We start from the raw sequence: 25,174 nt of genomic DNA on the forward strand, positions 1-25,174 counted from the left end.
AAACTTGCAAGGGCGCAAATTTTAACAGGGTAACTTTGATGACAGCCGACACAAAGCAATTGACCCTACTCATCTCACTTTTACTTGTTTGGAGCTTCCTTGCTATTCCAGTATCTGCTTTGACCGAAGTCCGTGAACAGGGGCGGGAGAAGGGATCAACTGAGCAACCGGTGGTCATTGCCAACCAGCGTGAGAAGCTGCGTAGCGCCCGGCTTGCGATCAAGCACAACAACCAGCATCAGCTACGAGAGTTGAAAAACCAACTAAAAAACTATCCGCTGGCTCCGTATCTTGAATATTGGGCCATCAGCAGAAAGTTACGCCAACTGCCCTTAAAAGAAATTGACCAATTTCTGACCGAAAATGAAAGCAGTGCTATAGGTGACTGGATGCGGGTCAGGCTACTTAAAGAGCTTGGCAAACAACGCAAATTTGACACTTTCTTAAACTACTACGAACCTGAGAAAAATAATCGCGCCAGTCTGCGCTGTTATTACGCCGATGCTCTAAGCCGTAACGGCAGCAAGGAAGAGGCCTACCGTCTTGTAGGAGAACTTTGGCTGGTTGGGCACTCCCAAGCTAAGGAGTGTGACCCAGTCTTTACCCGCTGGATACGAGATGGAGGCCTCACTCAGGATATGGCCTGGAAACGCCACCTACTCGCGATTAAAGAGGGGAACTTGCCGCTTGCAGCCTATATCTCCAGGAAGATGGAGGATTCCTATAGCCGCAAAGCAGCGCTATTACGCGAAGTGCACAAGTCCCCCAAACAATTGCTCAACTATTCCAAATTTCTAGGCAACCCAAAGCAAAATAAAGATATTATCCTGCACGGTTTACTCAGGTTGGCCCGCAAAGATGCAGCAAGCGCTGAACAAGCTTGGCAGCGCTACAGTGCCAGCCTTCTGTTCAGTGATGCGGAACAGAATGACATGCTCCGTCACTTGGCGCGTCAATATGCACGTCAAGAGGATATGCCCGGCCTGTTACGCCTGACAAAAAGACACACGATCAACGATAATCGCTCTATCGAGTGGCTAGCGCGGCAGTCGCTACGGGAGCTGGACTGGGAACAAGTCGCATTCTGGATCGACAGACTACCTCAAGAAACTCAACAGCATGACCGCTGGCTCTACTGGAAAGCCCGCTCATTGGATGAGCTCTATGGCAAAGAGCGATCAGAGGCTTCCTCAGTCCTATACCGCAAAGCCGCGCGGGAACGCAGTTATTATGGTTTTCTCGCCGCCGATGCTCTGGGACAGAATTACAGCTTCGTTCACCGTCCCGCCCCAATCACACCAGTGCAAGTAAAAGAGATGGCTAATCGCCCCGGCCTACAGCGTGCCCGCGAGTTACAAGCTATTGGTGAACTCTTTCACGCGCGCAGGGAGTGGAGTTATGCCACTAGAGCCATGAGTCATGAAGAGCTACTTGCAGCCGGCAAGGTCGCCAGTGCCTGGGGCTGGTATCACAAATCCATACAGTCAGTACTCGCGGCCGACTACTTAGATGACCTGGAATTGCGCTTCCCCCTGGCCTTTGCGGATATAGTGCGCGATGTCAGTGCCCAGATTGGTCAACAAAGCACGCCACTTGAGCCTTACATGATCTATGCAGTTGCACGCCAGGAAAGCCATTTTAGCCACGATGCAAAATCCAATTCCGGCGCCCTGGGACTAATGCAGTTACTCCCCTCCACTGCCCGTGCCACAGCACGGCGTGCCGGAGTGCGTTACCGTCGCAGTTGGGATTTACTGAGCCCCAGTACCAATATTGCTTTGGGTAGTTTTTACCTGAGCACCTTGCTCAACCGATTTGATAATAATCGATTCCTCGCTGCCGCTGCCTATAATGCGGGACCAACCCGGGTAGCGAAATGGCTGAAAGAAACCCGCAAACGCCTGCCTCACGATGTCTGGATTGAAACTATCCCCTACAGTGAAACGCGCAACTACGTACAAAATGTACTGGCTTATACGGTAATTTACGCTTATCGCAGCGGTACCAAATTGCAACTACTCAGGGAGAACGAGTCCCGGACCAAACTCTGATTAAATTAAGCGTTGCGCTAGCCACTCATCCAGTTGAGACTGGCTGAATGGCCAAGCGCGTACATCATCAGGGTTGCCAAGGCCAACGACTGGAATTGACAAATGAAATCGCTCAAAGAGTTCATCATCATCGGCGATATCAACCTCCTTCAGTCGCAACCCATACTGTTTAAGCAAAGGCCAAATTTCCAACTTGGCCTTTTCGCACAAGGTGCAACCAAGGGTGGTATAAAGCATCAACTCAGCAGATGCACTCATCAGATAACCCCCTGGGTATTCGCCCAATAATAAGCAGCCGCACTCGCTACCGATAATAAAATCAGGCCCAAAAATCGAATACCTGGCCTGCGATCGGTCTCATTACTTATGGGAATATCTTGCAGTTCACCGCCCGGAGTAACAAAAGAGGGCTGGGTAACATCTACAGCCTCCGAACCGCCAGAGGACATTGCAACAGGCTTCATGATCTCCATTTCCGGGAGGGCCGGACGCACTGCAGTCCGATCAATATCATCTGTGGGCCCTACTACAGAAAAACTGAGGGTATCAAAGCGCAGATCATCGCCTCTGCGCACACGACACTCTGTGATTCTTCGGTTGTTAACATAAGTTCCATTCGCCGAACCAAGGTCGACAACAAACAGTAACCCCTCCCGCACTTCCAAACGAGCGTGGCGACGTGATAAATGGGATAGTGAAAAGGCGATATCGCACTCATCCGAGCGGCCAATAACCGAGCTGTCTTTCACCGGGAAAACCTTACCGGCAATAGCTCGGTGATTCGCCCGCAATGCCCAGGCCACATTTTTAGCCCCAGCAGATTTAAGCTTAGTCACTTTGGGGTCAATAATTTTAAGTATACGGGTACCAACAGTGATTTGATCATCAAGTTTTAACCGGCAAGCAGCCTCTATAGGTTTGCCGTTGACCAGAACCCGGGAGCCTCCAGAAGTGTTGCCGAGAGTTAATTGCTCTCCCTTTACCACGATTTTCAAGTGCAGCTTCGCTACGGAGTCGTCAGCAATAGAAAAGTCACAGCCTTGATCACGTCCTACAGTTACTCCAGGTGAAACCAGCCAAACACTCTGGCTCGGGTCTTTTACATCACAAAGTTTGAGCATTGTTATCGCTCCTCAGCCCGAAATAGACATTAAAAAATAGGCGCTATCCCAGTAAAATTGCTTTAAAACGAGGCACTGTAAGCAACTGTAATAAGCCCTTTTTAGAGTTGCTAATGATTTTAACATGGGCGATATCATTAGCGTGTGATTGGGTTTGCAGCTTACTGCGGCACAAAAGTCTAGTATTCAGCCAATACAGGGATGACCATTGTCGCTGTCACAGGTGTGGTTATTTAAAGTACACTTGCAGCATCATATGAAAGAGATAGTCGGCCTTAGAGCTGGCCATCACCATCGATCGAATTGAGAATACATTACAGGTAGTTGCACGCCAGTGAGTGAAGCCAAAGTACGCGAAGTATCGCGGCAAAGCGAAGTAGTTCAGCGCACACCAGGCACTATACGTAGTGCAGGCTCCACCCATCCTGGCTACCGGCGTGAACAGAATGAAGATGCCTACTGGGCAGATGAGCAGAAAGGCATTTGGGTTGTTGCTGATGGCCTCGGCGGCCATCATGCTGGAGAGCTTGCCAGTAAAACTGTCGTAGAGGAAATTGCCCAGTCCGCATCTACCGACCGCCACTACGAACGAGCGTTGCAGAAAGCCCACGCCCTACTCCTAGGCGACGAACATAGTACCGCCAATATGGGATCGACTGCTGTTGTTCTCGCCGAGGAAGGAGATTACTTTCATATTTACTGGGTAGGCGATAGTCGCGCCTATTTATGGACGCCAAATGAGCAAAATGGTGAGTTCAGCCAGTTAACCAGTGACCACTCCTATGTCCAGATGCTCATGGACTCAGGCGCAATAAATTCTGAAGAAGCAGCTAATCATCCTAACCGCCATGTAATCACACGATGTATCGGTGGCAGTACTAACCCCAAATTAGAAGTAGATCGAGTTTCCTATCGCTGGGCCGCGGGTCAAAAACTACTCCTCTGCAGCGATGGCCTGAGCTCGGAAGTGGCAAATGAGAAGATTACACGAATCATCGCAGAGAATACCGATAATCAACGGATAGTAGATCTTCTTATCAGCGCCGCCCTTGACGCTGGTGGCAAAGACAACATAACCGTACAAATTATAGACGCCCCTCCCCAAGCCCCCACTTTCATAACGAACCCCAACATTCTCCCAGAGGATTTCGACCAAGCCCGTGAAGTGGAGGCAAACAAGAAAAAAATCTGGCAAATTCTGTCAGTCTTACTTATTGCTGCGGGAACCATTGTTACCCTGGCAATTGGGCTTCCCCACCTGATGTGACTGAGCAGCAGCACATAATGGAAGCCATTAATGGCGGCAACTCGCCGCTGCAAATACCTGGCTATCGAATCGTCAGAAAAATAAATCAGGGCGGTATGTCCACAGTGTATTTGGCGATCCAACGTAGCGTAGGACGCCAGGTGGCCCTGAAGGTTATGTCACCGGTTTTGAATGCCGACCCCATTTTTAGCGAGCGCTTTCAGCGAGAAGCCAACATTGTCGGGCAACTGTCTCACCCCAATATTGTTGGCATTCACGATATCGGCCGCTATCGCAGTCTCAACTATATCGCCATGGATTATATGCCAGGCGGTTCAGTATCCGAACGACTTGCAAAAGGTCCACTGGATCCGCTGGAGGCCCTAAATGTCGTGCGACAGATCGCTATGGCATTAGACCACTCCCATAGCAAAGGCTACGTGCATCGGGATCTCAAGCCAGAGAATATCCTGTTTCGGGAGGACGGCTCTGCAGTACTGAGCGATTTCGGAGTAGCACGGGCTGTGGCTCACACCACTCGTATGACCAATAGCGGCATGGTGGTGGGAACACCCTATTATATGAGCCCAGAGCAGGCCCGCGGTGCTGCTATCGACGGCCGTGCAGACTTGTACAGTCTCGGTATAGTTTTTTACGAAATGTTAACCGGTGCAGTACCTTACCAAGCTGAAGAAGCCGTGGCCATTGCTATCAAGCACCTCACCGACCCTATTCCCAAATTGCCGGCGCGCCACGCGCTGTACCAACCGTTAATTGAACAATTCCTCGCTAAAGACCCCAGTAGACGATTTCAACGCGGGTTGGATGTGGCAGATGCCTCAGACCAATTGGTTGCTACGCTTGCTGGCAAACCAGGCCACCAAATTAGCCAATTGAATAATGCTTCCCTCGGCGTATCCAGCCTGGCTCGCGCCCTGCTACTCACTTTATTCAGCAGCCTCGGTGATCGTTTAACCAGCCTATTGCAAACCAAATCAGATCCAGAGAGTACAAACCCAGGGCGCACAGAGCAGGATACTCTGGTACGCCTACGTCAGCTACTCAGTGAACCTAACAGGCATAGACGCCCCTGGCTTATGAGCGGAGTCCTCACTGCTTCCCTGATTATCTTTTTGGGTATTTTCAGTCTGATCAGCGCTAATACCCATTGGCGAACTGGGTTGCCATTTTTAGATGAGGCCGGCGATTTCTCAGCCAATCTCCTCGGAATCAATACTCTCGGAGACCAAAACACTAGCTTCGCCGAAAACGACACTGCCGAATCGGCAAGGGGGATCATCCTGCCTACCGATTCACCCTCCCCGTCAGCAAGCTTTAGCCAGGAGCCGCACGGAACAAATCAAGTTTCGAAAACCTCCACGTCAGAGGCTTCCAGTGCATTAATTTTACCTGAGGGACCAGAAAACACTTTTACTGAAGAAGTACCACGCGAAAAACAAAACCCAAAATCTTTCGCTCTTAATGTCAATACAATTCCCACGGATACGCGTATTCGTATCATGAACATTGCTCCGCGCTATGAGCCGGGAATTCAGCTGGAACCAGGAAGATATGACCTGGAAATAAGTAAAAAAGGATTTACCAGGGTTCGCCGCTGGATCGAAATTGAGGATCGGGATATTGCACTATCGATAAAACTCAATAAAGCCTACTTTGCTGGCAAAAAAATTCGCTCCAATTTATCTTCAGGGGGCCAGGGCCCCAAAATGGTGGTTGTAGGCGCAGGCAGCTTTACTATGGGCAGCAATCGATATAGTTTCAGTAGCCCTGCTCACCAAGTGAAAATTGAAAAAGCATTTGCCATATCCACTCATGAAATTACCTTCGACGAGTATGATCGCTTTGCGCTTGCCACCGGTAACGCCCAACCAAATGATACTGGCTGGGGTCGCAAAGGCAGGCCGGTTATCAATGTGAGTTGGCAAGATGCCCAGAGATATGTCGAATGGCTATCCAGGGAGACAGGACTTAAATACCGGTTAGCCTCCGAAGCTGAATGGGAGTATGCAGCAAGAGGTAACAGCACTCAGCCACTCTGGTGGGGGAGCAGTGATGCACGCGGTAAGGCTAATTGTCGACGTGGTTGCAATAGCGAATTCAATAACCTGTTTAGTGCGAAAACAGGGCCAACAGGCCACTACCAGGCCAATCCATTTGGATTATTTGACACGGCAGGCAATGTTGCAGAATGGGTTCAGGACTGTTACCAACCTGGCTACGATATAAATCAGAGCAGCGCCCGCCCACTGGAAATGGCCAATTGCAAGCTACGCAGTGTTCGCGGGGGATCAATGCGTGATCCGGCAAACAAAATTGGAGCAGATTACCGCAAGGGGCTTAATGACCACAGCCGCAACAAAGATGTTGGCATTCGAGTGGTAATGGAACTCAACTGAATAAATACCCTAAGAAATAAAAAAGCCCGAGTGATTTTCTCTCTCGGGCTTTAAGTAAAATTAGAGCTTCACTGGCCACCTGCTACTGGTGTGTAGACCGAATCTCCCACACATTATGAATCTTCGGATTTCTTTGGAAATCCTTATCCAGCAACTGCAGGCACTTAACAGAAAAGTCCCTGGTTACATCCTCATCCATCCTAAAGCTGCGCAGGTTATTAGAAAAAACCAAGGTTCCCCCCGGTGCCAGTAAAGCCATACATTGGCGTACCAGCTTCCCGTGGTCGCGCTGGACATCCAATACTCCACGCATCTTGGCAGAATTAGAAAAACTCGGGGGGTCAAGGAAGATAAGGTCGTAGTGTCCTTTACGATTTTGCTGTGCTGACATCAGCCACTGCAAGCAGTCCGCCTCTACCAGTTGGTGTTTGTAGGGGTCCATATTATTCGCACGGAAATTACGCGCAGCCCAGGATTGATATGTTCTAGACATATCCACACTAGTACTCTGCACACAGCCCCCCCTGGCCGCCTGTACAGTCGCACTGGCGGTGTAGCAGAACAAATTTAAAAACTTCTTACCAGAGGCTAGTTCACGCAGATACTTGCGCACAGGACGATGATCGAGGAACAGCCCAGTATCGAGATAGCTCCACAAGTCGACTTCAAACTCTGCACCATACTCTCGCACCCACAGAGTAGTTCCCGCTTTTGCCTGCTTCTGGTACTGGCCACCTCCCTTTTGTCCACTCTTGTGACTATGGCGACGTCTCTCTTTGATACTGATATTTGCACGGGGCAACTCCAGAACACACTGAACAGCTCGAAGCAAATCACGCAGTCGATTACGGGCTTTTCCTTCATCAATACTGGCCGGAGGGCGATACTCCTGAAGGTGCGCATACAGAGTTCCATCTATGGTTTTGTACAAATCCACCGCCGCTGAATACTCAGGTAAATCTGCATCGTAAAGGCGGTAGCAATCAACACCATTTCTGTTTGCCCATTTGCCGGTAGTTCGCAGATTTTTACGCAGGCGGTTGGCCACCATTTCAGCTTCGGCGGACAGCTTACGCGCTCTGTCAGTCACTTGGCCCGATTCACTCTGCTGGTGTACTTGGAATAGCAATAATTGGCTGGGGATACTGCCGTTATATAGCTGGTAATGTTTATGAGAACGCAACCCGGTGGAGTAGCCCAATTCGGGATTACCAGTGAAAACACCAACCTGCCAACCGGCAAATTCCGACTTTAGTTGGCGGCCCAGCTCCGCATAAGTTTCGCGCAGGGCCTCTTGCTCACCCAGGCGCTCGCCATAGGGCGGGTTGGTCAGCACCAAACCGGGTTTAACCTCTCGATGGCTTGGCACCTTAAAGGATCCTACAGGGCGACAGCTAACCCTAACCTGGCGCTCAAGGCCCGCCCGGTCGATGTTAGCTTCGGCAGCAAATAGCACCTTCGCATCCGCATCATAGCCACGAATCTCCGGCAGTTTCTTTTCCATGCCTGCGGCGCGGCGCTGTAGTGCTTCCTCCCGCAGGTTATTCCAGATATCACTTTGATGATTGAGCCAACGCTCAAAACCAAAGCTCTCTCGAAAGAGCCCTGGAGCGATATCTGCCGCAATCATGGCTGCCTCAATCAGAATGGTGCCAGAACCACACATTGGATCCAGCAGCGCTCCCCCATCAGCTGCGATCTGAGGCCATCGAGAACGCAAAAGCAACGCCGCAGCCAGGTTTTCCTTCAAGGGTGCCGCGCCAATATGGGTTCTATAACCTCTTTTGTGCAAGCTATCACCACTGAGATCGACAGCAATATCTAACTTGTCGCGGTTGAGACGTAAAGCCACCGTGAGATCTGGATGATGTTTATCAATTGTTGGTCTGGCACCGGTCTGGTTACGCAGGCGATCGACAATGGCATCCTTGGTCTTTTGTGCCCCAAACTGGCTATTGCGAATCTCACGGTTTGTCCCCGAAAACTGCAGCCAAAGCTTGCCAGACGGCCGGATATGTTGTTCCCAGGGCTGTGCAGCAACGGCCCGATACAAGTCATCTGCACTGCTGATACGAACTTGCTCCAGTTGCAACAAAATACGATTCGCCAGGCGACTCCAGAGGCAACAACGATAGGCTACCTCAAGAGAGCCAGAGAAATGCACTGCCGCAGGCTGCTCCCGCCTGATATCAGCACCTAGAGTGCGCAATTCCCCGACAAGTAAGCTCTCCAAGCCTTTGGGACAAGTCGCAGTAAACTGAAATTCTTCCATATGAGGGTCTGTCAAAACTATTACTCAATTAACCCCTGCAAAATGGGGGATTTCGCACCTGTAGGTGCCAATTTGAAAAAGAGGTTGCGCAGCCATCAGAAAATTGGGGTCACCTTCCTCTCAGCTATTTAAAATCGCCACCTTTCTGGCGCGATTATCCCATTTTGGCTCGGCTCCGCCTACGCCAGGCGCCTCCTGGAACACAGTGTCCATTTAGTCATATGATTTTTTATGCCCAAATTAATACCACTCACAGGTTACTGAGTCAGATTTTCCGATCGCCCCACCTTCACAGTATTCTTGGAATGTGGAGGAGTGACAGGAATCGTACGTGGCTGCCCGAAGGAAAGATTCACTAGACTCAAAATATTGATGCAATAAAACTGTAACGAGCATCCATCACGCCGCGTAGCAATCCGAACATCTACAAGCAGAGGTGCCGTATTGATGAGACGCCAAAAACGCAATCACGCCGACAGGGCCTTCTACAAGGGTTATTTGGCCGCCCTAAACAATAAGTCCATTGACAGCTGCCCTTTTGTCGAAAGCGATCCCCATCAGGAATGGGTAAACGGCTGGCGTGAAGGGCGGGAAGACTACTGGAACGGCTTTGATAGGATTACAAAGGCGCAAAAATTGGAGATCTATGGCGCTATTTCCACCGATATTCAGTATCCCGATGGGTGGAGTACTATTTAGAACACATAACCTGAGCGTTTATCTACAAAACCAAGCCCAAAATAGATAGTGCGCCTCTATGCAGGCGCGCTAAACATTTGCTCACCACCCAGCTCAATCAGAATTTCTCAGGCTGGGCGCTTCGACCTCTAATCATCTTCCGAGCGACGGCGGCGCTCCAACGCAATAGCCTCCACTGCCTCACGAATCAGCCTAGGCCCACGGTAAATAAATCCGGTATATACCTGTACAGCTGTAGCCCCAGCGCGAATTTTCTCAGCAGCACTATCCCCATCGAAAATGCCACCAACACCAATAATTGGTATCTGCTTTTCCAAGGCCTCGGATAGCTGGGCAATCACCTGGGTGGAACGCTGCTGCAGTGGCTTGCCACTAAGTCCCCCCTCCTCCGTACCATGCGGCAGATTGGAAACCAATGATTTATCGATAGTCGTATTGGTCGCGATTACACCGTCAATGCTGTATTCACACAGCGCTTCGGCAATCTGCGCAATGGCATCACCATCCATATCCGGAGCAATCTTCACAGCCACCGGCACATAGCGGTCGCTCTTTTGAGCTAACTGCATCTGCTTGTCTTTGATACTTCCCAGTAACCGGTTGAGGCTGTCGCCAAACTGCAGGTCGCGCAGTCCCTTGGTATTGGGAGAGGATACATTGGCAGTAATGTAATCGGCATAGCGATAGACTTTCTCCATGCACAGACAGTAGTCATCTGCGGCCTTCTCCACCGGTGTATCGAAGTTCTTGCCCACATTGATACCCAGTACACCTTTGTAGCGGCGATGTTTTACACGCTCGATCAGGTAATCAACGCCAAGGTTATTGAACCCCATGCGATTAATAATGGCGTCAGCCTCTTCTACTCGAAACAATCGCGGTAGAGGGTTGCCGGGCTGTGGCCGGGGAGTCACAGTCCCCACCTCTACAAAACCAAAGCCCAAAGCCCCCAATCCGTTGAAAGCCTGCGCATTCTTGTCCAGACCTGCGGCCAGTCCCACAGGGTTGGGCAGGGTCAACCCCATCAGCTCTACCGGATCGTGCGCTATCGGCTTCTTAAACAGGGACATTAAGCCGAGGCGCTCGGCGGCACCGATCGCATCCAATGAGAGGTGGTGGGCCCGCTCAGGGTCGAGCGCAAACAAAGCTTTACGCAGAGTCGAATACATACCTTTCCTTAAATAGGAGCCAGCCCCACCCACCAGATGGCAACAAGTGGAGCCATGTGTTTTAGCATACAAACGAGAGGCCACCCAAGGGTGGCCTCTCAGCAAGCCTGGCTAGCTTACTCTGCCAGATCTTCGCGATCAGCAGTGGCATGGGCGAGGTACATTAACTCGCGCAGGGCCACGGTGAACATCGCAAAATCACTGACAGCGGAAGCCTTCAACTCGGCAATCATATTGTGCCAACGCTGAATAGCTGGCGCCATGATAGCGCTCCAGCGCGACATTGCACTATCTACATCCAATTTCTCATCGCCGGCCAAGCGCATAATGTTCACTGCCAGCGTCGAGAGTTGGCTATCCAGATCATCCATACTGGTTTCCCTGGCCTGTGCCTGCCAGAAACTATCCACCGGCAAATCCACGATCAGATTACCAAACCAGTGCAAATTCAACTCATCAGAGAGCCTGAAATAGACAGTGGCCACCTCTTCTACCGGTCTCTCGCTGGCGCGGGCCGACTCGGAAATACCGAGGGCTGAGTACAGATAAGTGGGTGATGCCGACAATAGCGCCAAAGATTCTGGTACCCCTGCCTCCAGCAGCTTCTGGTAACGCTGCTCCCATTCGGTGAGAGGGTCGCCGCTCAAGACTTTTGGCAAAGCCTTGATTACCCGCTGCACCGACTCCTGGAACAACTCGCAGTTTTGTGCCGGCTCCAGCTCACTGCGACGATTGCGCAGGAACCAGCGCGTAGCGCGTCGAACCCGGCCGATCATTGAATTCAGCAGTTCAGTTTGCAGCTCAGCGGGCACTTTGTAATCCAGTTCCGCCAGCTGCTCCTGAAACTCCGGCATTTTGTAGACATCGCGGGCACTGACATAAGCTGCTGCAACATCATTTACATCTGCGCCGGTAGCCGTACTGATGCGGTTATAAAAGGTAATACCCATACTGTTGACCAGTTCGTTCGCCACCTGGGTGGATACTATCTGGCGCAAGAGTGGATGCTCGTAAACCTGCTCTTTATAGCGCTTAACCAGCTCTGCCGGGAAGGCGGACTCTACAGCTTCGCGCACGCGGGGGTTGTCGGTAATCTCTGCGCCTTGCAATTCCTCTTTGAGCTTCACCTTCACATAGGAGATCAATACCGACAGTTCTGGCCTTGTTAGGGTCTGCCCTTTGTGCACGCGTTCAGAAATCTGTTCATTGTCAGGGATAAACTCCAATGCGCGATTCAGACGGCCATCATCCTCAAGCGTGTTAATCGTGCGGCGATATTCATCCAAGCGCTTGGAAACCTGGTACTCAGCCACGCTCAAGGCTCGAGTCTGATCATAGTTATTGTGCAGCACAAGATCGCTCACAGAGTCAGTCATGCCATGCAGCAACTGGTTTCGCTGTTTGTCGGTCAGGTCTCCACTAGCCACAACCTTATCGAGCAGAATCTTGATATTCACTTCGTGGTCCGAGCAGTCCACGCCGGCAGCATTGTCAATAAAGTCGGTATTACAGCGACCACCATTAAGCGCAAATTCAATTCGCCCACGTTGGGTCATACCCAAATTACCGCCCTCACCAAAGACCTTGGCACGCAGCTCAAGACCATTCACGCGCAAGTGGTCATTGGACTTGTCCCCAACTTCTGCATCTGATTCGGTAGCTGCTTTAACATAAGTGCCAATACCACCGTTCCAGATTAAATCTACCGGTGCTCGCAGCAGCGCACTAATCAACTCATTGGGTGTAAGTTGATCTTCTTTAATATCGAAGGCTTCCTTCATCTCCGGAGTAATCTTGATTGCCTTTACACGGCGCTCAAAGATACCGCCACCTTTTGAGATCAGGTCACGGTTATAATCGCGCCAACTTGAGCGCGGCAAATCAAATAAGCGCTTGCGCTCTTCAAAACTCGAGGCGGCATCCGGGCTTGGGTCAATAAAAATATGCATGTGGTTGAAAGCGGCTTTCAGGCGAATATGTTCAGACAGCAACATGCCATTACCGAACACATCCCCTCCCATATCACCGATTCCCACTACGGAAAAGTCCTCTCGCTGGACATCCACTCCCATTTCACGGAAGTGTCTCTGTACCGACACCCAGGCACCCCGGGCGGTGATTCCCATTTTCTTATGGTCATACCCCTGGCTACCACCTGAGGCAAAGGCATCGCCCAGCCAAAAGCCATAATCCTCAGCGATGCCATTGGCAATATCAGAAAAAGTTGCAGTTCCCTTATCAGCAGCCACGACCAGGTAGGGATCATCCTCATCTCGGCGCACCACCAGCTTAGGCGGCACTATCTCACCATCTTTCAGGTTATCGGTAATATCCAATAATCCACGGATAAATGTTTTGTAGCAGGCAATACCCTCTTCCATCAGAGCTTCGCGACTGCCGTCCGCCGGCGGACGACGCATCACAAAGCCTCCCTTCGCTCCGCTGGGCACAATCACTGCATTTTTTACCGCCTGGGCTTTAACCAGCCCTAGCACTTCTGTACGGAAATCTTCCAAGCGATCCGACCAGCGCAGGCCACCGCGTGCCACCTTACTGCCACGTAGATGCACCCCCTCTACCCTCGGCGAGTAGACAAAAATTTCAAATTCAGGACGTGGCTCCGGGATACCGGGAATATCCCGCGGGCTGAATTTAATTGAGATGTAATCTTTAGGCTCACCCTCTGCGTCAGTCTGGAAGAAGTTGGTACGCAAAGTCGCAAGTATCAGCTCCAGATAGCGGCGCAACACCAGGTCTTCATTCAGGTTTTCGACACTATCGAGATTGTCGTGAATCTTGCTAATCAAACGCTCAACCCGTGTCTGCTCCTGCTTGCCAGTGCTGAGTCGCGGATCAAACAGGGCACGGAAAAGAGCTACCAGGTTGCGGGTGATTTCCACGTGGTTGGCAAGAGTCGCGGCAATATAACTCTGACTGGCACTGGATTTGGTCTGCTTGAGGTAGCGAGCGTAAGCTCTCAGCATGGATACTTCGCGCCAGTTCAAACGCGCGGCAAGTACCAGGCGATTAAAGGCATCACTCTCGGCGGTATGATTCCAAATAGCGGCAAAGGCGTCCTGGAATAAACCCCGGGATGCCTGTGCATCAATCTTGGTGGGCAAACCGAACTCCAGGTGGAATTCGTGCATCCATACATCGGTCCCACCACAGGGACGAATGGTATAGGGGAATTCACCAATTACCCTTAAGCCGAGGTTCTCCAACACAGGGATTACATCGGAAAGAGTGAGGCCGCTACCCCAGTTAAACACTTTAAAACGCAGGCTGCCCTGGGCCGCACCAACCGGCTGGTAAAAACTCATTGCCACCCGATTATTTTCACTGAGCCCTTGGATCGCAGCTACATCCTGTACGGCAATTCGCGGCTCAAAATCCTCTCGGTAGCCAGCGGGGAAGGCACGGCCAAAGATGCGGAAAAGACGATTGCCCTCTTCCTCACCGCTGCTGTCAATAAGTGATCTCTGAAATACATCTTCCCAGGAGCGGGTTATATCCACAATCTGCGCCTCCAACAGCGCCACATCTATATCTACAGGCTCATCGGGTGAAACACGGAAAACAAAGTGCACCCGGGCGAGAATCGACTCGGAGAAAAAGGTAGTGAAGTCTGAATCCTTGGCCTTGATCGCCTTGGCAATATGGGAGCAAATCAGTTCACGTACACTACTGCTGAACTGTTCCCGCGGTACATACACTGTTGCAGTGACAAATTTGCCGAATGGATCGCGACGCATAAACAAGCGGATATGCGCGCGTTCATTTAAGCTCAGCACCCCCATGACTACATCGAATAACTCCTGGGTACTGCCCTGGAACAATTCATCGCGGGGAAAAGTATCCAGAATCCTACGCAGTGCCTTACCGTCGTGACCATGACCGGAAAGACCACTGGACTCAATCATAGAAGCCATCTTGCGGCGTATAATCGGTATTTTCGCCGGGCTTTCAGTGTAAACCGGAGAGGTATAGAGCCCCATAAAGGCAGACTCTCCAATCACCTCACCTTCAGCGTTATAGCGTTTGACCATCACATAGTCAGAATAAGCGCTGCGATGCACTCGGGATTTAACTGAGGACTTGGCAAAAGTTAAGTAGTTGGGGCCTTGATAAAAGCGCTGCTTACCTTCGCTAAACGCTGTCTCAGGCATGGGGGCTGCAGCTTCTTCCAACTTTTTGAAAATCCCCAGGCGGCGATCTTCCACCTCGCTGAGAATTTTCTTATCACCTACCTGGCTAAACTCATATTCCCGATACCCAAGAAACGTGAAGTTGCCATCTCGCATCCATTGCATGAAGGCACAAGCCTCCAGCAAATTAGTTTCATCTTCGGATAGCCCCGCACGCAACTGGCCCTCCATCGCACTACAGGTCTCGAGCATTGGCGCGTAATCATCGACCACCAGCTCTACATCGCCAAGTATATCCTTTAATGCCGACGACAAACTGGAGGCAAACTCTGTTGAGGTATCGTGATTTACCTCAATATAAATCAGCGCCTCATTGAGCAACTTAGAGCCCTTGGCGGGTTTGTGCTCTTTTCCTGAAACGTGCTCATAAGAGAGATCGAGAGATTCATCGCGGGGCGGAAGCAAGTGCTTCAATTTACCGCCGGCATTGCGCTCAAGATGCAAGACTGTGCTCTTGATCGAGTGAATAACCGTATTTCTTTGGTTGACCTCCATACGTACCGAGTCAACCAGAAATGGCATATCTCGTACAAGGATGCCAATCACCGTATGTGAACACTCCCAGCCATCATCCTCCAGACGCGGATTGAAGATACGCACCTTAGGTAAATCATCTGAGCGCTGCTGAATAAAGTTCCACCAGGAATAGATGCAACCGTAAACATCCACCAAGCGCCGGCCTTCCAGGTCCTCCAGTGGATACTGGTGCAGGAACTGCTGCGCAAAAGCCACAACAGGCTCCGCTTCACTCGCCAGCTTGTCACGAATCAGCTCACAAATTTGTGCCACCAATTCCTCACGGCTATCGGTAATCACCGTCGCCATATTCACGGGGAACCTCCCAATCTCATTTTTGTCACATCGAATCCAAAGACTGTAGATCCGAAAAGATAGTCATCTCATCCCCTGTGTGCTGCAGGAGAGAGTCCTAAAAATTAAACTTTCACTTAGTCTTCGGGAAGGCACCAGAGCCTCCTCGAATTATGTCGCTTAACAAGTGTGTGCGTGCTCAGTGGTTGCCTCTTCATCTGATGCCGCTAAAATCGACGTGCCCCACCTTCTTGGCGGCGACTATATATAAAAGATGGTAGATAGCCACCCAAATCGACAGGGTAGGCGCAATCGCAAAAGAAGAGACGCTATGGAAGCAAACCGGAATTTCAGAGATCGCATTATCGCATTGGGCAACTGGCTGGAAGAGCAGATTATCGGTCAGGAGACACTGGTTAATCGCATATTGATTGCCTTGCTTGCGGATGGCCACCTGCTGGTTGAGGGCGCCCCAGGCCTCGCCAAAACCAAGGCGATTAAAACATTGGGTGAAGCTATTGAGGGAGACTTCCATCGCGTTCAATTTACGCCAGATCTGCTACCGGCAGATATTACCGGCACCGACATCTACAGGCCGGAAACCGGAGAGTTCCATTTTCAACCCGGACCGGTATTTCACAACCTGATCCTGGCCGATGAGATAAATCGCGCGCCGGCCAAAGTACAGTCGGCGCTGCTGGAGGCCATGGCCGAGCGACAGATCAGTGTAGGCCGCAAAACCTATCCGCTACCGCAATTATTTTTGGTGATGGCCACCCAAAACCCTATTGAGCAGGAGGGGACTTATCCTCTACCTGAAGCCCAATTGGACAGATTCCTGATGCAGGTGAATCTTGCCTACCCCAACGCAGAGGCGGAAGCAAAAATCCTGCGGCTGGCCAGATCCGAGGCTACTCTTGGCGAAAATCGCCCCTCAGATATTATTAACCAGGAGACAATTTTCCAGGCCCGCAACCAGATTCTGGAAATGCAGATGGTTGAAGCTGTGGAGACCTATACTGTCCAACTTGTCATTGCTACGCGCGAACCGGCGAAGTATGACAGCGAGCTGGCTTCATGGCTAGATTTTGGTGCCAGTCCGCGAGCAACAATTGCTCTCGACCGCTGTGCACGCGCACGAGCATGGCTCGCAGGCCGAGATTATGTTACACCCGATGATGTTATGGACGTGGCACCAGATATTCTTCGTCACCGCTTGCTGCTTAGCTTTGAGGCCGAGGCCGCTGGTATCACGACCGACCATGTCATCCAACGCCTTCTGCAGCAGGTACCGGCAATCTAATGCACGCGGCAACCTCCCCAACGGAATTCGACTTACGCGGGGCTTACCCAGAGGTGGGCTCACTTGTACAAATGCGATATGTTGCACGCCAGCTGCAATTATTCAAGCCGCGCCTTGTACGTAGCGACCAAGCAGGCAACCTGCTGACTCGCTACCGCGGACGCGGGATGAATTTTGAAGAGGTGCGAGACTATCAGGCTGGCGATGATGTCCGCTCTATCGACTGGCGTGTAACAGCCCGCACAGGAAAAACCCACACCAAGCTTTATCAGGAGGAGAGAGAAAGGCCCGTTATAATCCTTTTGGATCTGCGTTCGCCAATGTTTTTTGGCAGCCATCGAGCCTTCAAGTCTGTCGCTGCAAGTGGAATTGCCGCAGCACTAGGCTGGGCTGGGCTCCAGCACAGCGACCGCATTGGCGCCCTACTTTTTTCCGACCGCGAAATAGATACAGTCAGACCGCGACGCAGTCACCACGCAGTGCTGTCAATGATACATAGTACCGTGGCCAGAGCTGCAGAATTGTGCAGTCCTGTAGCGGAAAGCGGCAGCCAAACCATGAAAAACCTTCTGGAAGAGGCTCGGCGTATCGCCCGCCCCGGTAGCGCTTTATTTCTGATTAGTGACTGCCATGATCTGGATGCCCACTGCTCTCAATCCCTATACCTACTATCGCGACATGCGGATTTACAAGTGATTCGGATTACCGATCCACTAGAGCTACATTTACCGACTCAATCACTCACGATATCCGACGGTCGCCAACGCACATTTCTGAATGCAGGCAACAAGCCCCTGCGCGATCATTTCGCAGAAAAGCAGGCGCAAATACGGACCGACGTCGAACAGCTTTGCCGCCGACACCGATTGCCATTGCTGGATTTTGATAACACCAAGCCCCTAGTGCCTGAGTTGATATCATTCTACGGCTCACGCCAACAAAATGGTTGGCATAAGAATAAAAGGCAGTAGCTGTGACGGATAAGGATGCAAATGTGTTTTTGGTGCTAGAACTCTATTTCGCAGGTGAGATGGCAAAGCCTTCGATGGGGGAAGCATGTTGAGAAAACAGCAACAAATGCAAAGTCCTTCACCGGAAGCCCAGGAGCTATTGGCGCAACTTTACGATATTCAGGAACCGACCCCCATCAGCTGGTGGCCACCGGCTCCCGGTTGGTGGATTCTCGCCGCAATACTCTTGTTAAGCGTTTTGGGGATCACCCTGTTAGTCAGATACCAACGTAAAAAAGCGGCGCGCAATCGCTACCGTATTGAGGCTATTAAACTGCTGGAAGCTGTAGATAATACTCAGGCAACAGCTACCGCAGAAATTAATGAGATCCTCAAGCGTGTTGCCGTAACTACCTTTGGTAGATCTCATTGTGGAAACCTCACCGGTGATCAATGGCTGAGCTTCCTGGAGAAATCTGCAGCCCATCAGTGCCCTCCAGATGCACGCCAAGCTCTACTGGAGCAACTCTACCGTGGAGTTTCTGACCCTCGAAATAACCAGGCACTACGCGAATATGCAATCACCTGGGTGAAAATACACGGTCTGCAGTCCCACCAGCCCTCTGCATTAGTACACAAGGAGGCTGCCGGTGTTTGAATTCGCTTGGCCGTGGGTTTTCATTCTCATACCTTTGCCATTACTTGCCCGCTGGCTACTCCCCAGAGCCAAGCCTATCAGCAGCGCTTTAAAGGTTCCTTTTTACGCTGACCTATCCCAGCGCAGTGGTGGCGAGCAGCGCAACTACTTCGGCTTACTATTACTCATTGTGATTTGGCTGCTACTAATAAGTGCCGCCGCTCGACCCCGGTGGTACGGCGAGCCAATCACCCAGACCAGTAGCGCCCGTGATCTTTTAGTCGCAGTAGACATCTCCGGCAGCATGGAAACCCCGGATATGATGCTGGGCGGCCGGCCAGCGATGCGCATAAACGCCGTCAAACAGGTAGTTGGAGATTTTGTAGAACGCCGCCAGGGAGACCGGTTGGGACTAGTGTTGTTTGGTACCCGCGCTTACCTCCAGGCACCTCTCACTTACGACCGGGAAACCGTGGGCACATTATTGCGCGAAGCCCAGATTGGTTTTGCAGGCCAGGGCACTGCTATCGGGGATGCAATAGGTTTATCTGTAAAAAGGCTTACACAGCGCCCCGCGGATCAAAGAGTCCTCATACTCCTAACCGATGGTGCCAATACCGCAGGAGAGGTATCGCCACTAAAAGCGGCAGAGCTGGCACAACAGGCCGGGATTACTGTCTATACCATTGGCGTTGGAGCGGAGGAGATGGTGCAGCCCGGGTTGCTCGGCAGTCGTTTTGGCAGTCGCCGTATTAACCCCTCCCGAGACTTGGATAGCAAAACCCTTCAAGCTATTGCAGATGAAACCGGAGGGCGCTATTTCCGAGCGCACAACCCTCAGGAGCTTGCCAAAATCTACGCTGAGCTGGACGAATTGGAGCCAGTTGAACAGGAAGCGGAAAGTTATCGACCTCTAAAATCGCTGTTTATTTGGCCTCTAGGAATAGCTCTACTGCTTGCAGGAACCTGGGCCATCCTCCCTTTAGCAACCAATATGAGAGAGCTGCAAAGCAGCACCAAACAGAGACTTAATACCGGAGGCAAGGCCCTGTGAGTATTCCAGACCTTCTCCAGACCTTTCATTTCCTACGCCCCTACTGGCTGTGGTTACTAATTCCTGCCGCTCTGATTTGTTGGGGACTGGGAAGGACCATTCTCAACAGCGCACAGTTACAAAAGATTATCGATGCCGATTTGCTACCGCATCTCTTAATGCGTGGCGGCACTAGGCGTCCGTGGCTGTTTGCCCTGATATTTGCCATATTGGCGGCAATGATCATCTCCTTGGCCGGGCCAACCTGGCGAAAATTACCAACGCCGGTATACAGCAGTCAGGATGCCCTAGTCATACTCCTGGACCTGTCTCCATCCATGATGGCGACAGATCTCTCCCCTAACCGCCTAACCAGGGCACGCTTGAAAATCCTGGATATCCTACGCGAGCGCCAGGATGGGCTGACAGCCCTGGTCGCCTATGCCGGCGAGGCCCATGTAGTAACACCGCTCACCGAAGATACTGCTACGATTGCCAACCTGGTGCCTGCCCTATCCCCAGCAATCATGCCTGTGCCTGGCAGTAATATAGAAATGGCAGTCACCACAGGCATTCAGTTATTAAAAGATGGCGCTACCGGGCGCGGTCAGCTCCTGGCTGTCACTGACGGCATTGACCCTATCGCAGCGGATGCTGTGGCAAAGTCTCTTTCGGAGGTCAACGTTGAGCTAAATATTCTCGCGGTCGGTAGCGGCGAAGGCAGCCCCATTCCCCGGGGAAATAGCGGCGGCTTTGTCACCGATAGTAAAGGGGCGATCGTCATTTCCAATTTCGACCCCCGTGAACTCCGCCAGCTCGCTCAAGATAGCGGGGGCCGCTATGCAAAAATCACCGTGAACGACTCTGATATCGAGCACCTTCTTCCCCACTCTGAGAGCCCCCAAAAAGCTGAACTGACCGAAAGGGAATTCGACCAGTGGCGGGATGAGGGCCCTCTGCTCATTCTGCTCATACTGCCATTTGCCGCGCTTTTATTTCGTAAGGGGGCCCTAGCCTGTGCTCTACCCTTTGCATTGCTAGTAGGCTTTCCCAGCGACAGCTATGCGCTGGAATGGAAGGATTTGTGGCAGCGGAAGGACCAGCAGGGCCAGAAACTGCTTAATGAGGGGGAGCCCGGCCAAGCGGCAGAAACTTTCCGCAACCCACAATGGCGCGGCGCCGCCAATTACCGGGCCGGAGACTACGCAGCCGCCCAAAAAGACTTCTCCTTAAATAGCGATCCTCAAGCGCTCTACAACCTCGGCAATAGTCTCGTCCAGCAGGGCAATTACCAGCAGGCAATCGAAGCTTACGATAAGGCCCTGGAACAGGCTCCTCAATTTGCCGACGCAGAGCATAATCGGGAGATCGCGAAAAAGCTGCAGGAGCTGCACGAACGCCAGCAACAACAAGCTCAGCAGCAATCCGGGGAACAACAAAAACAGGAACAACAAGAGCAAGAACAACAGTCCGGAAATCAACAACAGCAAAGTCAACAGGACCAGCAGCAGGAAGACCAGCAACAACCGTCAACTAGTGAACCCCAAGCCTCGCAGCAGGAATCCGAGGGACAGGAGCAAGAACAATCGGCACAGCAACAACAGACTGCAAGCGAGCAGCAGGAAAACCAGGAACAGGAACAACAAAAAGCTCAGCAGGATGAAAAGGAACAAGAAGAGGGGCGGGAACAAGAGCAACCCGCTAATGCGAAGGAAAACACCTTGGACCCAGAAACCCAGCAAGCGCTGGATCAGTGGCTGCGGCAAATCCCTGACGATCCCGCTGGTTTGATGCGTGAGAAATTCAAGTATGAAAGCCTGCAAAGACGCCGGGCCTATCGCAGTGGGGAGTGGGAGCCCCCAGAAAATGGCGCTACGCAGAGGTGGTAAAAGTTCACCACTTATGGATTTCTGAGTGCCCTAATTTCGGAAAAGTTAATGGTACACGTAAACGAAAAGCAAATGATAAACAGCGTATTCAGCCAACTTGGCCTCTATCACCTGTTCTTTTTTTTGCTGTTACTTGGTGGCAGCAATCTTAGTTTCGCCAGTGACCTAACAGCCACTGTCGACAGGAATAAAATAGGCATCGATGAAACTGTCAACTTACGTGTGCGCTACTCCGGCGATGAAAACGGCGGGCAGCCTGACCTTGAGCAACTTGAGCAGGATTTCGATATCCTCTCCAGACAGCAATCCAATCAATACCGGGTAATAAATGGCCGCGCAGAAAGCTTTGTAGAGTGGACGCTTACACTCGCGCCCAAGCGTGAAGGAAAACTGTTCGTACCATCTTTCCACTACAAAGGCCAAGTATCAGATGCGATTCCAGTCACGGTTAGTGAAGCAGGCAATACTCCTGATGGCGCCAACCGCAAGGCATTTTTGGAAATTGAGCTGGATAAAGATAAAGCCTATGTACAAGAACAGATACTGGTCAAAGTACGCCTGTACACCACTATTGGCTTACACGATATAGCCACAGAGCCACTCCAGGTTGCCGGTGCTCACGTAGAAAAAGTTGATGAACAGCGCTATGAGCGCAAGCTGGATGGTATTAGCCATGCGGTATACGAGCTTACTTATGCGGTCTTCCCAGATAGCTCCGGTCAACTCTCCATCCCTGCTCTGACTTATGTAGCCATTGCTGGGCGCAGAGATCCCTTCTCTCTGTTTAATCGAAATAGCCAACGCCTACGCCTGCGCTCACAAGCGAAAACAATAGAAGTGCTTCCGAAGCCGGATAGTTATAGTGGAATTGACTGGCTACCAGCTGCGAGCCTGGGGATCGTGCAGAGTTGGAGTCAGGACCCAGATACATTTACTGTCGGCGAGCCTATCACTCGCATCCTCACTATTCGCGCTGAAGGTCTGAGAGCCGCCCAACTCCCACCATTGACCAAGCTTGACGTAGAAGGGCTTAAGACTTATCCAGACCAACCCCAACAAGAGGACCAGGTTGGCCCAAATGGAGTAACCGGCAGCCGTATAGAAACCACTGCAATCGTTGCCACCCAGCCTGGTGACTACCAACTCCCCGCTATTACTGTTACCTGGTGGGACACCAAGAGTAAAAAACAGCGGGCCACTCAGTTACCAGCTTTTCGTTTTAATGTCAGTGGTACAGCAGCAACCTCACCGCAAAATCAAGAACCTGGTCAATTACCCTCCCCGGCCTCTAGCACTACAAGCCTAGAAATCCAGGACTACTTTTGGCGCAACTTGGCTATAGCGGCAATCGCATCACACTTACTATGGGTTATCTATTTTTACCGAACTCGCTGGAACAGCAGGAACAGCCACAGGCCAAACAGCCACCAAACTCCGAGGAATACGGCGGCACAGCGAGAATCAGCTCTAAGGAGGGCTGTGGATAGTGGAACACCGTCATACATCCAAAAAGCTCTTTTAGATTGGATTCATGTACGCTGGCCCCAGCTAAGAGGCAGCAACCTCACAGAAAGTACCCAACAATTAGCTTTTGAAGAGCTTGAAGAGCTTCATGGACTCTTAAGCGCAGCTATATATCAAGAACAGCCACGGCCGTTGAATCAACAGAAAGTCAAAGTTTTGGTGGAACGGTTGCTGGAAAAGCAATTGCCTTTTTCGGAAAGCACAGAAGAAGAATCTTTACCGAAATTATTTACCTAAGTAATACCTGCGCCCACAAAAAAAGACTGCAAACATGCACCCCTCCAAAAAGAGGGGTGGGCTCTACTATTATCACTTAATATTTTTTTGATAAAGGAAGTTTATCTACTCATAACATCAAGCAACAAAGAATCAAACCACTATAAAATCTCACCACTGGTGCGGACGCCCCTAAACACACTCTTGACCTTAACGTTTAGAGTGACCTATCTAAGCACTAACAAAAAGAACTTTTGTTAAAAGTGCACCTCTTTTCCTGTGGCATTTTCAATAATTTTTTGGAGTACAGAGATAAATCCCAATCAGGGAAATCTAATTAACTGAAAAAATACAGGACAGACCATACGAATCATAGCATCCATATTAAAAAGCTTACCACTGAGAAGTTGCCCAGGCCGCAACAAACAGAACCTCGGGATAACTTTCCATTGGTGCAAATCTTAAAAATCTATAGCCCATCACCCTACCTAGCTGAAAACCTTCTAACTCTATAACTATAAATAAATTAGAGTTCTAGACCCGCAGCTTAAATACACACTAACTAGTTTTTTGCCAATTTAATTTAGAGCGACAAATCTCATAAAAATTATGATCTAAAGGATGAATCAATGTTAATCGATGTGGCTTTTTATGAATTCTAATTACATCTCCAGGCCGCGTAATAACCTGATCATGTCCATCACAAGTGACATATGGCTTAGCAATATTATGTTCACCAATTATGAGTTTAAACTCACTGCTACCTTCCACAACTATAGGACGACTGCTTAGCGTATGAGGATTAAGAGGAACCAGGACAATTGCATCTAGCTTAGGGTGCATAATAGGCCCCCCACCAGAAAGCGCATAGGCTGTTGAGCCTGTTGGAGTGGAAACGATTAAACCATCCGATCTCTGTGTATATACGAACTGACCATCAATATACAAATCAAATTCAATCATCCGAATAAACTCACCCGGATGGAGCACCACATCATTGAGAGCAGCCCCCTTGCCAACTTGCTTTCCGGCTCTCGTGACAGACATATCTAATAAAAATCGACTCTCAGCCATATACTTCCCAGACAACACCTCCCCAACCTTTTCTTCAACCTGGCCTGGCATAATATCTGTTAAGAAACCTAAACGTCCCCGATTAACCCCCAATAGCGGAACACTATACTTAGCAAGCGCCCTCGCTGCCCCAAGAAGACTTCCGTCACCACCAACAACAATAACTAAATCACACAATTCGCCAAGCCGCTCCTTGGAAGACACTCTCACATTGTGCCCTGATAGCGCCTCTGCCGTATTAGTTTCCAGAACTATTGAATAACCTTCTTTTTGAAGGAATGACATTAAGCGCTCGAGTGATATAACTGCACTCTCACTTTCTGTACGACCAATTAGACCTATATTTTGAAACTCAGTCACCATTCCCCCTATACATATTTAGTACCCCTCAACAGCCAGCTGAATACCCGCTCAGTCGATACTAACTGGCTAGGTGAAACCCCGAGAGCCCAAACCCCCATTATGCCGGAGACTAACTTTTCAGTCGAACTTGCAGAAGTCAGGAGAAAGCACAAAGTCATCATAGACTACGACGCACACTTTCCCGACAACCTT

16 protein-coding genes are annotated in these 25,174 nt (G+C 50.7%); 10 read left to right on the forward strand and 6 right to left on the reverse strand.

The features are described 5' to 3' along the window. Positions 1 to 38: 38 nt before the first annotated feature. Positions 39 to 2,051, forward strand: coding sequence for a transglycosylase SLT domain-containing protein (locus tag ACJJJB_RS10040; protein WP_445366176.1), 2,013 nt, complete (start codon positions 39 to 41; stop codon positions 2,049 to 2,051). On the opposite strand, the gene ACJJJB_RS10045 is transcribed toward ACJJJB_RS10040, so the two are convergent. Both ACJJJB_RS10045 and ACJJJB_RS10050 read right to left on the reverse strand, forming a co-directional pair. Further along, positions 2,052 to 2,309: a glutaredoxin family protein gene (locus ACJJJB_RS10045; RefSeq protein WP_445366177.1), complete on the reverse strand. Its 258-nt coding sequence runs from the start codon at positions 2,307 to 2,309 to the stop codon at positions 2,052 to 2,054. It abuts the gene before it with no gap. Then, entirely contained in the window at positions 2,309 to 3,172 is an 864-nt protein-coding gene (locus ACJJJB_RS10050) for an FHA domain-containing protein (protein WP_445366178.1), read from the reverse strand. The genes ACJJJB_RS10045 and ACJJJB_RS10050 overlap by 1 nt, the downstream gene beginning before the upstream one ends. Positions 3,173 to 3,506: 334 nt before the next feature. On the opposite strand from ACJJJB_RS10050, the gene ACJJJB_RS10055 reads away from it, so the two are divergent. Continuing rightward, entirely contained in the window at positions 3,507 to 4,439 is a 933-nt protein-coding gene (locus ACJJJB_RS10055) for a PP2C family protein-serine/threonine phosphatase (RefSeq protein WP_282953257.1), read from the forward strand. Between the two features lie 17 nt (positions 4,440 to 4,456). Then, a complete protein-coding gene (locus tag ACJJJB_RS10060; RefSeq protein WP_445366179.1) occupies positions 4,457 to 6,835 on the forward strand; it encodes a bifunctional serine/threonine-protein kinase/formylglycine-generating enzyme family protein in 2,379 nt (792 codons plus the stop codon). Positions 6,836 to 6,917: 82 nt separating this feature from the next. On the opposite strand, the gene rlmKL is transcribed toward ACJJJB_RS10060, so the two are convergent. Next, positions 6,918 to 9,107, reverse strand: a complete 2,190-nt coding sequence (gene rlmKL, locus ACJJJB_RS10065) for a bifunctional 23S rRNA (guanine(2069)-N(7))-methyltransferase RlmK/23S rRNA (guanine(2445)-N(2))-methyltransferase RlmL (RefSeq protein ID WP_445366180.1) — start codon at positions 9,105 to 9,107, stop codon at positions 6,918 to 6,920. A gap of 447 nt (positions 9,108 to 9,554) precedes the next feature. Here rlmKL and rmf point away from each other — a divergent pair, with 447 nt between their 5' ends. After that, complete coding sequence (gene rmf, locus ACJJJB_RS10070) at positions 9,555 to 9,806, forward strand: ribosome modulation factor (RefSeq protein ID WP_020413112.1); 252 nt, start codon at positions 9,555 to 9,557, stop codon at positions 9,804 to 9,806. 128 nt (positions 9,807 to 9,934) lie between these two features. Here the strand turns inward: rmf and ACJJJB_RS10075 are convergent, their stop codons facing one another. Both ACJJJB_RS10075 and ACJJJB_RS10080 read right to left on the reverse strand, forming a co-directional pair. Continuing rightward, on the reverse strand, positions 9,935 to 10,975 hold the full coding sequence (locus ACJJJB_RS10075; protein WP_020413113.1) for a quinone-dependent dihydroorotate dehydrogenase: 1,041 nt from the start codon (positions 10,973 to 10,975) through the stop codon (positions 9,935 to 9,937). Positions 10,976 to 11,091: 116 nt separating this feature from the next. Next, positions 11,092 to 16,008 (reverse strand): NAD-glutamate dehydrogenase, encoded by a 4,917-nt coding sequence (locus ACJJJB_RS10080; protein ID WP_445366277.1) that lies wholly within the window; start codon positions 16,006 to 16,008, stop codon positions 11,092 to 11,094. A 316-nt stretch (positions 16,009 to 16,324) separates the two neighbouring features. On the opposite strand from ACJJJB_RS10080, the gene ACJJJB_RS10085 reads away from it, so the two are divergent. From ACJJJB_RS10085 to ACJJJB_RS10110, 6 genes are all read left to right on the forward strand, one after another. Continuing rightward, the gene (locus ACJJJB_RS10085; RefSeq protein ID WP_020413115.1) at positions 16,325 to 17,296 is read left to right on the forward strand and encodes an AAA family ATPase; all 972 of its coding nucleotides are present in this window, start codon (positions 16,325 to 16,327) and stop codon (positions 17,294 to 17,296) included. Beyond that, positions 17,296 to 18,267 carry a DUF58 domain-containing protein gene (locus ACJJJB_RS10090; protein ID WP_353376406.1) on the forward strand — a complete coding sequence of 324 codons (972 nt, stop codon included), beginning with the start codon at positions 17,296 to 17,298 and terminating at the stop codon, positions 18,265 to 18,267. The genes ACJJJB_RS10085 and ACJJJB_RS10090 overlap by 1 nt, the downstream gene beginning before the upstream one ends. A gap of 85 nt (positions 18,268 to 18,352) precedes the next feature. Further along, the gene (locus tag ACJJJB_RS10095; protein ID WP_353376407.1) at positions 18,353 to 18,904 is read left to right on the forward strand and encodes a DUF4381 domain-containing protein; all 552 of its coding nucleotides are present in this window, start codon (positions 18,353 to 18,355) and stop codon (positions 18,902 to 18,904) included. Further along, positions 18,897 to 19,937 (forward strand): vWA domain-containing protein, encoded by a 1,041-nt coding sequence (locus tag ACJJJB_RS10100; protein ID WP_020413118.1) that lies wholly within the window; start codon positions 18,897 to 18,899, stop codon positions 19,935 to 19,937. Before ACJJJB_RS10095 ends, ACJJJB_RS10100 begins: the two co-directional genes overlap by 8 nt. Further along, complete coding sequence (locus tag ACJJJB_RS10105) at positions 19,934 to 21,805, forward strand: VWA domain-containing protein (RefSeq protein WP_445366181.1); 1,872 nt, start codon at positions 19,934 to 19,936, stop codon at positions 21,803 to 21,805. Before ACJJJB_RS10100 ends, ACJJJB_RS10105 begins: the two co-directional genes overlap by 4 nt. A gap of 72 nt (positions 21,806 to 21,877) precedes the next feature. Next, complete coding sequence (locus ACJJJB_RS10110) at positions 21,878 to 23,566, forward strand: BatD family protein (protein ID WP_445366182.1); 1,689 nt, start codon at positions 21,878 to 21,880, stop codon at positions 23,564 to 23,566. A gap of 537 nt (positions 23,567 to 24,103) precedes the next feature. Here ACJJJB_RS10110 and ACJJJB_RS10115 read toward each other — a convergent pair. Beyond that, complete coding sequence (locus ACJJJB_RS10115) at positions 24,104 to 24,979, reverse strand: NAD(+) kinase (protein WP_026305068.1); 876 nt, start codon at positions 24,977 to 24,979, stop codon at positions 24,104 to 24,106. Between the last annotated feature and the right edge of the window lie 195 nt (positions 24,980 to 25,174).

This window comes from Microbulbifer variabilis, from assembly GCF_052468405.1.

Excerpts from the sequence above, each read along its gene's own strand:
- ACJJJB_RS10040 (WP_445366176.1), top strand. The coding sequence starts at position 39 with ATGACAGCCGACACAAAGCAATTGACCCTACTCATCTCACTTTTACTT.
- ACJJJB_RS10045 (WP_445366177.1), bottom strand. The coding sequence starts at position 2,309 with ATGAGTGCATCTGCTGAGTTGATGCTTTATACCACCCTTGGTTGCACC.
- ACJJJB_RS10050 (WP_445366178.1), bottom strand. The coding sequence starts at position 3,172 with ATGCTCAAACTTTGTGATGTAAAAGACCCGAGCCAGAGTGTTTGGCTG.
- ACJJJB_RS10060 (WP_445366179.1), top strand. The coding sequence starts at position 4,457 with ATGGAAGCCATTAATGGCGGCAACTCGCCGCTGCAAATACCTGGCTAT.
- rlmKL (WP_445366180.1), bottom strand. The coding sequence starts at position 9,107 with ATGGAAGAATTTCAGTTTACTGCGACTTGTCCCAAAGGCTTGGAGAGC.
- rmf (WP_020413112.1), top strand. The coding sequence starts at position 9,555 with ATGAGACGCCAAAAACGCAATCACGCCGACAGGGCCTTCTACAAGGGT.
- ACJJJB_RS10075 (WP_020413113.1), bottom strand. The coding sequence starts at position 10,975 with ATGTATTCGACTCTGCGTAAAGCTTTGTTTGCGCTCGACCCTGAGCGG.
- ACJJJB_RS10080 (WP_445366277.1), bottom strand. The coding sequence starts at position 16,008 with ATGGCGACGGTGATTACCGATAGCCGTGAGGAATTGGTGGCACAAATT.
- ACJJJB_RS10085 (WP_020413115.1), top strand. The coding sequence starts at position 16,325 with ATGGAAGCAAACCGGAATTTCAGAGATCGCATTATCGCATTGGGCAAC.
- ACJJJB_RS10090 (WP_353376406.1), top strand. The coding sequence starts at position 17,296 with ATGCACGCGGCAACCTCCCCAACGGAATTCGACTTACGCGGGGCTTAC.
- ACJJJB_RS10095 (WP_353376407.1), top strand. The coding sequence starts at position 18,353 with ATGTTGAGAAAACAGCAACAAATGCAAAGTCCTTCACCGGAAGCCCAG.
- ACJJJB_RS10110 (WP_445366182.1), top strand. The coding sequence starts at position 21,878 with ATGATAAACAGCGTATTCAGCCAACTTGGCCTCTATCACCTGTTCTTT.